Source organism: Bradyrhizobium sp. UNPF46 (assembly GCF_006658625.1).
Lineage (GTDB): Bacteria > Pseudomonadota > Alphaproteobacteria > Rhizobiales > Xanthobacteraceae > Bradyrhizobium > Bradyrhizobium nitroreducens.
Genome location: NZ_LFJB01000129.1, coordinates 1 through 11639, shown reverse-complemented (window position 1 = coordinate 11639; position 11639 = coordinate 1). Strand labels below are relative to the sequence as shown.

Genomic DNA, 11639 nt, shown 5'->3' with positions numbered 1-11639 from the left:
CGACTTGACCAATGGCCAATCTGTCAGTGATGTGTCCGAACAGGCGTCAGCTATGTCTCCGGTCTAAACACTTCGCGGGCAATGACACCGCGCATATGGCCTGCGCTTTGCCTCGAGCCGCTCACTGCCCGCCCACCAGGCTCAGCACGAACCTGCTGCCGACGATGAAGAGATAGCAGCCGAACGCGACTTCCAGCGTTCGCTTCGACATTGCATGCGCGGCTTTGACGCCGAGCGGTGCCGTGACGAGGCTCATCGGCATCACCAGCACGGCGCCGATCAGCGAGACGTAGCCGAGCGTGAACGGAACTTGCAGCGCGGCGACAGACGGATAGGTCGCCGCGGCGGGCCAGCCGGCATAGATGTAGCCGATCGCGCCGGGGATCGAGATCAGCACGGCAAGCGCCGATGACGTCGCGACCGCTTGATGGATCGGACGGCCATAGAAGGTCATCAGCAGGTTCGAGAACAGGCCGCCGCCGATGCCCATCAGCGTCGACAGGATGCCGACGCAGAAGCCGTAAATCCGCATCAACGGTCCCTTCGGCAGATCGTCGCCGAGCTTCCAGGTCTCGCGCGCGAAGATCAGCCGCACGGCTGCCGACCAGGCGACGCAGACGAACACGATCTTGAACAGCCGCTCCGGTGCGTAGCGCGCGACCACGCTGCCGGCGACGACGCCGATCACGATCGGCAGCCACCAGGCGCGCAGGACGCCCAAGTCGACGGCACCGCGCTTGTAATGCGCCTGGAACGAACGGATCGAGGTCGGGATGATCACTGCGAGCGAGGTGCCGACGCAGAGCGGCATCCGCACCTCGAGCGGCACGCCGGCGATGCGGAAACATTCGTAGAACACCGGCACGAGAATCGCGCCGCCGCCGATGCCGAACACGCCGGCCAGGAATCCGGAGAGCGCGCCGGTTGCGATCAGCAACAGCGCGAGCTCGACGACGTCCTTGATATCAAGACCTGCGATCACCCCTGACCTGCCCGGCGACTGGTCGCAGCGTGACCGAAACGAGCGCCCGGAAATGGCTGCGTGCCAAGCTGTAGGCGATCTGATTTGCACGGTCGACCGCCGCGTCGCCGGTCTTGGGTGGAATGCAGGCTGCGCATATCCGCCCGCGATGCGAAAAATGAGTGCGCATGACGGAAATCGCTCGTGTCGGGTCGGCCGGCCGGTCGGCCCTCGGCGGTGTGAACTGACTGGTTCGAACGCCCGACGGCTCGGAGCGGGTTAGAGCCGTTCCAATAGTGATTTCAACGCGCCCGGGCCGTTGCCACAAGAGATGAATAGCTGTTCTGTTTTTACTCGGCATACAGCCGCTCTGGTATACCAAGACCCTGATTGGCCTTGTTTCATCAAGGGTCTAGAGCTGAACGCCGGTTCGATTTATGGCAATTTGGAGATTGCGCAGGGCAAATCGACTCCGTAAATAGAGCCGACCTTTCGCGATCCCCGCGCGCCCTCTGCTGGGCCGCCACACAACATCAAAGCCCATGACCGCACGGATCGAACGACCGCTTTCACCACACATGCAAGTCTACCGCTGGACGCTGACGATGGCGCTGTCCATCGTCCATCGCGCCACCGGCATCGCCCTTTACGTCGGAACGCTGCTGCTGGTCTGGTGGCTGGTTGCGGCGGCCTCCGGCCCGGCCGCCTATGCCCACGTCCAGGCCTTTGCCGGCAGCATCATCGGCCGCCTGATCGTGTTCGGCTACACCTGGGCGCTGATGCACCACATGCTGAGCGGCATCCGGCATTTCGTCTGGGACCTCGGCTACGGCTTCAAGGCCAATGAGCGCGAAGCGCTGACCTGGGGCGCGCTGATCGGCGGCATCGCACTGACGGTGCTGATCTGGATCATCGCCTATGCGATCGGAGGCGGACGATGAGCGCGACCGATACGCCCAAGCGCAGCATGCGCACCCCGCTCGGCCGCGTCCGCAATCTCGGCGCCGCGCATTCGGGCACGTCCGATTTCTGGCGCCAGCGCATCACCGGCGTCGCCATGACGCTGCTGATGATCCCGGTCCTGGTGATCATCATGATGCTGCTCGGCCGCAACCAGGTCGGCGCAGCGCAGATCCTCAGCTCGATTCCCGTCGCGGTGATCCTGCTGCTGTTCATCTTCGCCAGCGCCTGGCACATGAAGATCGGCATGCAGGTGGTGATCGAGGACTACGTCCATAACGAGAAGCTGAAGCTCGTCTCGGTCATGCTCAACAACTTCTTCTCGGTCGCCGTGGCGCTCGCCTCGACCTACGCGATCCTGAAACTTTCCTCCGGAGTGTAACCCATGGCCACCACAACGAATGGCTCGGGCAACGGCGCTCCCGCCACCAACGGCAAAGCCTATCCGATCGAAGACCACACCTACGACGTCGTCGTGGTCGGCGCCGGCGGCGCTGGCCTGCGCGCCGTGGTCGGCTGCAGCGAAGCGGGCCTGCGCACGGCCTGCATCACGAAAGTGTTCCCGACCCGCTCGCACACGGTCGCGGCGCAGGGCGGCATCTCGGCTTCGCTCGGCAACATGCACAAGGACGACTGGCGCTGGCACATGTACGACACCGTGAAGGGGTCGGACTGGCTCGGCGACCAGGACGCGATCGAATACATGGTGCGCAACGCACCCGACGCGGTCTACGAGCTCGAGCATTGGGGCGTGCCGTTCTCGCGCACCGAGGACGGCAAGATCTACCAGCGTCCGTTCGGCGGCATGACCATGGAGTACGGCAAGGGCCAGGCGCAGCGCACCTGCGCCGCCGCCGACCGCACCGGTCACGCCATGCTGCATACCATGTACGGCCAATCGCTGCGTCACGCGGCCGAGTTCTTCATCGAGTTCTTCGCCATCGATCTGATCATGGACGACCAGGGCACCTGCCGCGGCGTCATCGCGCTCAAGCTCGACGACGGCACGCTGCACCGCTTCCGCGCCCAGACCGTGATCCTCGCCACCGGCGGCTACGGCCGCGCCTACGCCTCCTGCACCTCGGCGCACACCTGCACCGGCGATGGCGGCGGCATGGTGCTGCGCGCCGGTCTGCCGATGCAGGACATGGAGTTCGTCCAGTTCCACCCGACCGGCATCTACGGCTCGGGCTGCCTCGTCACCGAGGGCGCCCGCGGCGAAGGCGGCTATCTCGTCAACTCCGAGGGCGAGCGCTTCATGGAGCGCTACGCGCCATCCGCCAAGGACCTCGCTTCGCGCGACGTCGTCTCGCGCGCGATGACCATCGAGATCCGCGAGGGACGCGGCGTCGGCAAGAAGAAGGACCACATCTTCCTTCATCTCGACCATCTCGATCCCGCGGTGCTCGCCGAACGCCTGCCGGGCATCTCCGAATCCGCAAAGATCTTCGCCAATGTCGACGTGACGCGCGAGCCGATTCCGATCGTGCCGACCGTGCACTACAACATGGGCGGCATCCCCACGAACTATCACGGCGAGGTGCTGACCAAGAAGGACGGCGACGACAACGCGATCATTCCGGGCCTGATGGCGATCGGCGAAGCCGCCTGCGTCTCGGTGCACGGCGCCAACCGCCTCGGCTCCAACTCGCTGATCGACCTCGTGGTGTTCGGCCGCGCCGCCGCGCTTCGCCTCGCCGAGAAGCTGACGCCGAACGCCAAGCAGCCGGAGCTGCCGGCCAACTCGGCCGACCTCGCGCTCGGCCGGCTCGACCATTACCGCTACGCCTCCGGCGGCACGCCGACCGCGAAACTGCGCGAAGGCATGCAGAACGTGATGCAGACCAATTGCGCGGTGTTCCGCACCGGTGAAGTCCTGAGCGAAGGCCAGAACCTGATCGCCAAGGTCCACAGCGGCATCACCGACATCGCCGTGTCCGACCGTTCCCTGGTGTGGAATTCGGATCTCGTCGAGACGCTCGAATTCGACAACCTGATCTCGCAGGCGGTGGTGACGATGAACTCGGCCGCCAACCGCACCGAGAGCCGCGGCGCCCATGCCCGCGAGGACTTCTCCGAGCGCGACGACAAGAACTGGATGAAGCACACGCTGGCCTGGCTGGACGATGCCGGCAAGGTCAAGATCGAGTACCGCCCGGTTCACGACTACACCATGACCAACGACGTGCAGTACATCCCGCCGAAAGCGCGCGTGTACTGATCGAACAGTAGCCGTCATTCCGGGGCGCCCGAAGGGCGAACCCGGAATCTCGAGATCCCGGGTTCACGCTTCGCATGCCCCGGGATGACGAAAGGTTAGAGCAATGGTTGAATTCGCACTTCCCAAGAACTCCAAGATATCAGGCGGCAAGACCTGGCCGAAGCCCGCGGGCGCGACCGAGGTTCGCGAGTTCAAGGTCTATCGCTGGAACCCGGACGACGGCAAGAATCCGAGCGTCGACACCTATTACGTCGACACCAATGATTGCGGCCCGATGGTGCTGGACGGCCTGATCTGGATCAAGAACCACATCGACCCGTCGCTGACCTTCCGCCGCTCCTGCCGCGAAGGCGTCTGCGGCTCCTGCGCCATGAACATCGACGGCCAGAACACGCTGGCATGCACCCGCTCGATGCACGACGTGAAGGACGGCGCGGTGAAGGTCAATCCGCTGCCGCACCAGCCGGTGGTGAAGGACCTCGTCCCTGATCTCACCAATTTCTACGCGCAATACGCCTCCGTCGAGCCGTGGCTGAAGACGACCTCGCCGACGCCGCAGAAGGAATGGCGCCAGACCCACGAAGACCGCGAGAAGCTCGACGGCCTCTACGAATGCATCCTGTGCGCCTGCTGCTCGACCTCGTGCCCGAGCTATTGGTGGAACAGCGACCGCTATCTCGGCCCCGCCGCGCTGCTCCAGGCCAACCGCTGGGTCTCGGATTCGCGGGATGAAGCGACTGGCGAGCGGCTCGACAATCTCGAGGACCCGTTCCGGCTCTATCGCTGCCACACCATCATGAACTGCGCCAAGGCCTGTCCGAAGGGGCTGAACCCCGCGGAAGCCATCGCCGAGCTCAAGCTCAAGATGGTCGAGCGCCAGATCTAAAGCACGAAATTTGCGCTTTCCGTCCCGGCCGGACTGGCCGGGACATTCCGCAATCGCGGTCAATTCGAGGAGAATTTTCTCCGACCCGCTGCGCGCGCAAACTTTCGGTCTACAACCAACGGTTCCCGCACAAGCTACTTCCTTCCCTTCGCGAGATTCAGTTAAGCTCCGTTCAGGGACGGAGCGACTGTGCAGAGGGCGCAACGCAACTCGCTGAAGCTGTTGCAGTGGATGATGGCGGCATCCCTGGCGCTGCCGGTTGCGCTGTTCGTGATCACCGCCACGATCTCCTACACCTCGACCAGGGAGGTCGCCGACCGGGAGATCGGGCGCACGCTCGACGTCGTGCATGAGCATGCGCTCAAGGTGTTCGAGACCATCGATCGCAGCCTCGCCGAGCTCAACGAGGTGGCCCGCGGCCTGTCCGACGACACCATCCGCGCGCGCGAGCCGGCGCTGCACCGCCGCCTGAAGCGGCTGAGCGATTCGCTGCCGCAGCTCAAATCGGCCTGGATCTTCGACGCTGACGGGAAAGCGCTGGTCAACAGCCTCGTCTCGCCGCCGCCGGAGCTGAGCTTTGCAGACCGCGACTATTTCTATGCCCATGTCGACCAGGCCATCGGCACCTTCATCGGCACGGCGCTGACGCCCCGTCCGCCCTATCAGGGCGCCCGCTTCTTCGGGGTCAGCCGCCGTCGCGACTCCGACGACGGCCGCTTCATCGGCGTGATCCAGGCCTCGGTCCTCCCCGAATATTTCGAGAGCTTCTACGCCAGGATCGGATCAGATCCCGGCAGCTTCTTCGCGATGGGCCGCACCGACGGCGCGATGCTCACGCATTTCCCGCGCCTCGACCGCGACCTCAGGCTCGATCCGACCGGACCGGTCGGCCGGGAAATCGCGGCGCGCCCCGAGCGCGGGCTCATCACCGTCGCCTGGCCATCGGACGGGATCGAGCGCCGCATCGGCTACCGGCGCATCGCCGAATACCCGATCTATGTCAGCGCCGGGCTCGAGACCTCGGCGATCCGCGCGCGCTGGCTGGCCACCATGGGCCAGCATCTGGTGTTCGGCATCCCTGCCACCGCGCTGCTGTTCCTGCTGCTGGCGCTGGCGTTCCGGCGCACCCAGCACCTCCAGGCCGAAGCCGCAAAACGGCGCGAGGCCGAGGAGGCGCTCAAGCACAGCCAGCGCCTGGAGGCGCTCGGACAGCTCACCGGCGGCGTCGCGCACGATTTCAACAATCTGCTGACGGTGATCCGTGCCTCCGTCGACCTCTTGAACCGGCCGCAACTGACGGAGGAGCGGCGCCAGCGCTACATTACCGCGATCGCGGACGCGGTGGCCCGCGCGGCCAAGCTGACCTCGCAGCTGCTCGCCTTTGCGCGGCGTCAGCCCCTGAAGCCGGAGGTGTTCGACGTCGGCGAACGGATGCAGGCGCTGCACGACATGCTTGCGCCCCTGCTGGGGCCGGCCATCGAGATCGCCATGCGTCTGCCCACGGAGCCCTGCCTCGTCCGTGCCGATGCCGGCCAGTTCGAGACGGCGCTGATCAACATGGCGACCAATGCGCGCGATGCCATGCAGGGCAAAGGTAGAATCAGTTTCAAGGTCGAGCCCGCGACGACCGTTCCCGATACGCTGGCCGACACCTCGAGTAGCCAGACTTCGGCAAGCCAGATCTCGGCAAGCCACGGCTTCGTCAGCGTGACCGTCAGCGACACCGGCATCGGCATTCCCGCTGCCCGATTGGGGCTCATCTTCGAGCCGTTCTTCACCACCAAGCAGGTCGGCCACGGCACCGGCCTCGGCCTGTCTCAGGTGTTCGGCTTCGCCCGGCAATCCGGCGGCGAGGTGACGGTCACGAGCGAGCTGGGGCACGGCAGCACCTTCTCGCTCTACCTGCCGCGCGTGCCGCCGGACCTGCTGCCGCAGCGGCAGGCGCCCAACACGGCGCCGGCGGTGGCCGGCAGCGGCATCTCGGTGCTGCTGGTCGAGGACAATATCGAGCTGGCCAATTTCGCCGCCGATGGTCTCACCGAGCTCGGTTACAGCATCACGCTGGTCGACAATGCGACCGATGCCCTCGCCGAGCTCGTCATGGACGCCGATCGCTTCGACGTCGTGTTCTCCGACGTGGTGATGCCTGGCATGACCGGGCTCGATCTGGCGCAGGCCATCCGCGACCGCGACATCGACGTGCCGGTCGTGCTGACGACGGGCTATAGCCAGGCGCTGTCGCAAGATGGCGCGGCCGGCTTCGACCTGGTGCAAAAGCCCTATTCCATCGAGGAATTGTCGCGTGTTCTGCATCGCGCCGGCCGGACCCGGCGCGTCCAGAACGGCGCCGCCGAATAGGGCCGTTGCGGGAACCCGAGGGAACCGGTTGATTTCTCTCGCGTTGTCCGCGCATGAACAAGCCGGCCGCAAAGCGCGAACAGGACAAACCGCCCATCATTGGGATCAAGGGTGAGAATGGCGATGAGGTCGCACCGCCGCCCCCGGAGCTGCTCGAGCCCGACCCGGAACTCTCGCCCGAGGAGGCCGAGCAGGCCCGCAAGGACTATCTGCTGACGCGGTTCTGGATCAGCGCACGCGGCTTCTGGGGACGTAGCGGCGATCGCCTTGCCTGGCCGTTCTCAATCGGTCTCGGCCTGCTGATCATCCTCACCGTCGGCTTCCAGTACGGCATCAATGTCTGGAACAGAGCGATCTTCGACGCGATCGAGAAGCGCGACGCGGCAAGCGTGTTTCATCTGACTGCGATGTTCTTTCCGCTCGCGATCGGCAGCATCGTGCTCGGCGTCGTGCAGGTGTTCGCGCGGATGGGCATCCAGCGGCGCTGGCGGGCCTGGCTGACGGCGAGCGTGCTGACGCGCTGGCTGAAGAACGGGCGCTATTACCAGCTCAATCTCGTCGAGGGCGACCACAAGAATCCGGAATACCGGATCGCCGAGGATTTGCGCATCGCGACCGACTCGCCAGTCGATTTTCTCGCCGGCGTCACCTCGGCATTGCTGTCGGCCGCGACCTTCATCGTCGTGCTCTGGACCATCGGCGGTGCGCTCACCGTCACGCTCGGTGGCTCGACCATCACCATCCCGGGATTCCTCGTGATCGCCGCGATGCTTTACGCCGCAATCGCCTCGGGCTCGATCCTGGTGATCGGCCGGCAATTCGTGCAGGTCTCCGAGGACAAGAACCAGGCCGAGGCCGATTTCCGCTACACGCTAACGCGCTTGCGCGAAAACGGCGAGAGCATCGCCCTGCTCGGCGGCGAGGAGGAAGAGCGCGAGGGCATCGATCGCAACTTCACCAACGTGCTCAGGCAGTGGGCGCGGCTCGCCGGCCAGCACATGCGCACCACGCTGGTGTCGCAGGGATCGAGCCTCGTTGCGCCCGTGGTCCCTCTCCTGCTCTGCGCGCCAAAATTCCTCGACGGCTCCATGACGCTGGGACAGGTGATGCAGGCGGCCTCCGCCTTCACCATCGTGCAAAGCGCGTTCGGCTGGCTGGTCGACAATTATCCGCGGCTCGCCGACTGGAATGCGTGCGCCCGCCGCATCGCCTCGTTGATGATGTCGCTCGACGGCCTCGAGCGCGCCGAGCAGGGCGACGGTCTCGGCCGCATCAAGCGCGGCGAGACCCGCAACGAGACGATGCTGGAGCTCAACGATCTCTCCGTCACGCTCGACGACGGCACCGCCGTGGTCGGCGAGACCGAGGTCGCGATCGAGCCCGGCGAGCGGCTGCTGGTTGCCGGCGAATCCGGCACCGGCAAGAGCACGCTGGTGCGCGCCATCGCAGGGCTCTGGCCATGGGGCGGCGGCAGCGTCAATTTCCATCCGGACCGGCGGCTGTTCATGCTGCCGCAGCGGCCCTACGTGCCATCAGGCTCGCTGCGCCGCGCCGTCGCCTATCCCGGCGCCGAGGAGGACTGGACCATCGAGGAGATCGGCGAGGCCCTGCACAAGGTCGGCCTCGACCATCTCAAGCAGAAGATCGAGGAGGAAGGTCCCTGGGACCAGACGTTATCCGGCGGCGAGAAGCAGCGCCTCGCCTTCGCGCGGCTGTTGCTGCACAACCCCGACATCGTCGTGCTGGACGAGGCCACCTCGGCGCTCGACGAGAAAAGCCAGGACAAGATGATGCGGATGGTCACCGACGAATTACCGAAGGCGACCATCGTCAGCGTCGCGCATCGCGCCGAGCTCGAGGCCTTCCACAGCCGCAAGATCGTGCTTGAGCGCCGCAAGGGCGGCGCCAAGCTCGTCAGCGACATCGACCTGATCCCGCGCAAGGGCAAGCGCAGGCTGCTCGGGCGATTTTTGCGGCAGCGCAAGGCACCGAAGAAGGCGGCGTGAGGTTTTCTCCGTCGTCCCGGACAAGCGTAGCGAAGCGGAGCGCAGATCCGGGATCCATACCCACAGGGAGATGTTTGACGACGACTCGGAGTGGGCGTCTCGCGTCACACTTCTCCCTGGGGTTATGGATCCCGGGTTCGCTTCGCGCCCCGGGACGACACCGGTTATCCGGCGTTGGAGTCCCCACCAAAACCGGCTATGCATGCGCCGCTTGCAACGAGGATCCGCTGCTTGACGACTGACAATACCTCTTCGTCCGCGCCATTCGGCGCGTTTGCGCCGAATGCGGCGCAGGCTGCGATCATTCGCCTCGCACAGCAATCGGGGCTGAAACGCGGTGCATTCCGTCCGTGGCTGTCGCGGCTGGTCAATCTGCTGGGCGGCGGCCCAGTCGACGTGAAATATCAGGGCGCCTCGTTCCGCCTCTATCACCAGGGCAGCGCGACCGAACGCGGCGCGCTGTTAAATCCCAACTATAATCTCGACGAGCTCGACTTCCTGCGCCAGCACACCCGTTCGGGCGGCACCTTCGTCGACGTCGGCGCCAATGTCGGCACCTTTGCACTGGTGATGGCGCAGCAGGTCGGCGCCACAGGCAAAGTGGTCGCAATCGAGCCGCATCCGCTGACGTTTGGACGACTGTCCTTCAACCATGCCGCATCGAAGACGGCGCAAGTGCGCCTGGTGCAAGCTGCGGCCGGCGACAACGACGGCGAGCTGATGATCGAGAGCGGTGGCGGTAATCTCGGCGCCACGCATGTCGTCACCGGCACGGCCAGCGCCGAGGCCATCAAGGTGCCGTCGCTGCGGCTGACAAGGATTCTGGACGAGGCCGGCGTCACCGAGGTCGATTCGCTCAAGATCGACGTCGAGGGTTTTGAGGACCGCGTTCTGATCGGCTTCTTCCGCGACGCGCCGCAATCGCTGTGGCCGCGCGCGGTGGTGATCGAGCATCTGTCACAAAACGAGTGGCAGCAGGATTGTATTGCCGACATGGTCGCACGCGGCTTCAAGGTCGCGCGCAAGACACGAAGCAACACATTCCTGTCGCGCTGACAGGGACAAGCAAGGGAGGTTGTGATGATCGACCATCTGGGTTTCTCGGTCTCCGACTACGAGCGCGCAAAGGCGTTTTATGCGAAGGCGCTGGCTCCGCTCGGCTACGGCCTGATCATGGAGGTCACGGCGGAGCAGACCGGTCATGCTGCGGCCGCGGGTTTCGGCGCCGACGGCAAGCCGGATCTCTGGTTCGGCGGCGAAGGCGCGATGAACAAGCCGGTGCACATCGCGATCGCCGCCAAGGACCGCGCCACCGTGGATGCCTTCTACGAGGCTGCGATCGCGGCCGGTGGACGCGACAACGGACCTCCCGGTCTCCGCCCGCATTATCACGCGAATTACTATGGCGCGTTCGTGCTCGATCCTGACGGCCACAACATCGAGGCTGTCTGTCATCTGCCCGAATAGAGCACGCTTCGAAACGAAGCGAGGCGGAACATCGGCACGGCAACGTCGTTATCGTTCTCTGGACAACGATCTCGATGATGCCGATGCCGATCGAACCGCCCGAGATTCCGCCGTCGACACCGGGCACTCCGACCGAGCCGCCGCCGGGAATTCCGCCCGGCAATCCGCAGCCCGAAATCACGCCGCCGGTGCGCGAGCCCGGCGAATCTCCGCGACCCGACGAGTTGCCGGGCCGCGCACCTGAAGAGATTCCGCCGCGCGGGCCGAATGGTCCGCTCACGCCCAATCCCGCGACGGACGCAATGCCGCCGCGCAATCACATATGAGGCGATTGCAACCGACGTCTGAATGCGCAATGAACGTCATCATAGTGAGTCGATTTGCGTGAAGAAATAAATCGGGCCGCGACTGCTTCGCCTGCCACAATGCGGCCTAACGCGTAGCCGTTCATCACATCACTTCGTCAAAGAACCTTCCGGGGAAGTTCACCGCCATGACCAACCTTCGTTTCGTGCTGCTTGCGACCACGGCTCTCACCGCGATGCAATTGGCCAACACCGCATCGCATGCGCAAGGCGCCGCGCCGCTCGTGGTCGCGCAGGCCCAGCCGCAAGACACGGGCCCTGACGGAAAACCGAAGCAGCCGCCGAAGGGACCGCCAGCGGCCGCGCCGCCTGCGGCACCCGCTCGCCCGGCTGCACCGCCGCCCGCGGCTGCACCTCCCCATCCGCCCGCAGCGCCGCCGCCCGCGGCCGCACCGCCGCGCCCAGCCGCGCCGCC

10 protein-coding genes and 1 pseudogene are annotated in these 11639 nt (G+C 65.4%); 10 read left to right on the top strand and 1 reads right to left on the bottom strand.

The annotated features are described in order from the left end of the window. Positions 1-121 precede the first annotated feature (121 nt). Positions 122-982 carry a sulfite exporter TauE/SafE family protein gene (locus tag UNPF46_RS36750; protein ID WP_142253285.1) on the bottom strand — a complete coding sequence of 287 codons (861 nt, stop codon included), beginning with the start codon at positions 980-982 and terminating at the stop codon, positions 122-124. 521 nt (positions 983-1503) lie between these two features. Here UNPF46_RS36750 and sdhC point away from each other — a divergent pair. From sdhC to UNPF46_RS36700, 10 genes and pseudogenes are all read left to right on the top strand, one after another. Continuing rightward, a complete protein-coding gene (gene sdhC / locus UNPF46_RS36745) occupies positions 1504-1902 on the top strand; it encodes a succinate dehydrogenase, cytochrome b556 subunit (RefSeq protein WP_097660601.1) in 399 nt (132 codons plus the stop codon). Then, complete coding sequence (gene sdhD / locus UNPF46_RS36740) at positions 1899-2303, top strand: succinate dehydrogenase, hydrophobic membrane anchor protein (protein WP_100176936.1); 405 nt, start codon at positions 1899-1901, stop codon at positions 2301-2303. Before sdhC ends, sdhD begins: the two co-directional genes overlap by 4 nt. A 3-nt stretch (positions 2304-2306) precedes the next feature. Continuing rightward, on the top strand, positions 2307-4142 hold the full coding sequence (sdhA, locus tag UNPF46_RS36735; protein ID WP_100176935.1) for a succinate dehydrogenase flavoprotein subunit: 1836 nt from the start codon (positions 2307-2309) through the stop codon (positions 4140-4142). A 103-nt stretch (positions 4143-4245) separates the two neighbouring features. Continuing rightward, entirely contained in the window at positions 4246-5028 is a 783-nt protein-coding gene (locus UNPF46_RS36730) for a succinate dehydrogenase iron-sulfur subunit (protein ID WP_100176934.1), read from the top strand. 189 nt (positions 5029-5217) lie between these two features. Further along, entirely contained in the window at positions 5218-7386 is a 2169-nt protein-coding gene (locus tag UNPF46_RS36725) for a hybrid sensor histidine kinase/response regulator family protein (protein WP_142253284.1), read from the top strand. Between the two features lie 53 nt (positions 7387-7439). Continuing rightward, positions 7440-9392: an ABC transporter ATP-binding protein/permease gene (locus tag UNPF46_RS36720; RefSeq protein ID WP_142253283.1), complete on the top strand. Its 1953-nt coding sequence runs from the start codon at positions 7440-7442 to the stop codon at positions 9390-9392. A gap of 231 nt (positions 9393-9623) precedes the next feature. Next, a complete protein-coding gene (locus tag UNPF46_RS36715) occupies positions 9624-10448 on the top strand; it encodes an FkbM family methyltransferase (RefSeq protein WP_181770278.1) in 825 nt (274 codons plus the stop codon). 24 nt (positions 10449-10472) lie between these two features. Then, complete coding sequence (locus UNPF46_RS36710; RefSeq protein ID WP_142253281.1) at positions 10473-10859, top strand: VOC family protein; 387 nt, start codon at positions 10473-10475, stop codon at positions 10857-10859. A gap of 83 nt (positions 10860-10942) precedes the next feature. After that, positions 10943-11185 carry a hypothetical protein gene (locus UNPF46_RS36705; RefSeq protein WP_181770277.1) on the top strand — a complete coding sequence of 81 codons (243 nt, stop codon included), beginning with the start codon at positions 10943-10945 and terminating at the stop codon, positions 11183-11185. Between the two features lie 167 nt (positions 11186-11352). Further along, a pseudogene (locus UNPF46_RS36700) lies at positions 11353-11639 on the top strand (OmpA family protein); the annotation flags it as partial.

Excerpts from the sequence above, each read along its gene's own strand:
- sdhC (WP_097660601.1), top strand. The coding sequence starts at position 1,504 with ATGACCGCACGGATCGAACGACCGCTTTCACCACACATGCAAGTCTAC.
- sdhD (WP_100176936.1), top strand. The coding sequence starts at position 1,899 with ATGAGCGCGACCGATACGCCCAAGCGCAGCATGCGCACCCCGCTCGGC.
- sdhA (WP_100176935.1), top strand. The coding sequence starts at position 2,307 with ATGGCCACCACAACGAATGGCTCGGGCAACGGCGCTCCCGCCACCAAC.
- UNPF46_RS36730 (WP_100176934.1), top strand. The coding sequence starts at position 4,246 with ATGGTTGAATTCGCACTTCCCAAGAACTCCAAGATATCAGGCGGCAAG.
- UNPF46_RS36720 (WP_142253283.1), top strand. The coding sequence starts at position 7,440 with ATGAACAAGCCGGCCGCAAAGCGCGAACAGGACAAACCGCCCATCATT.
- UNPF46_RS36710 (WP_142253281.1), top strand. The coding sequence starts at position 10,473 with ATGATCGACCATCTGGGTTTCTCGGTCTCCGACTACGAGCGCGCAAAG.
- UNPF46_RS36705 (WP_181770277.1), top strand. The coding sequence starts at position 10,943 with ATGCCGATCGAACCGCCCGAGATTCCGCCGTCGACACCGGGCACTCCG.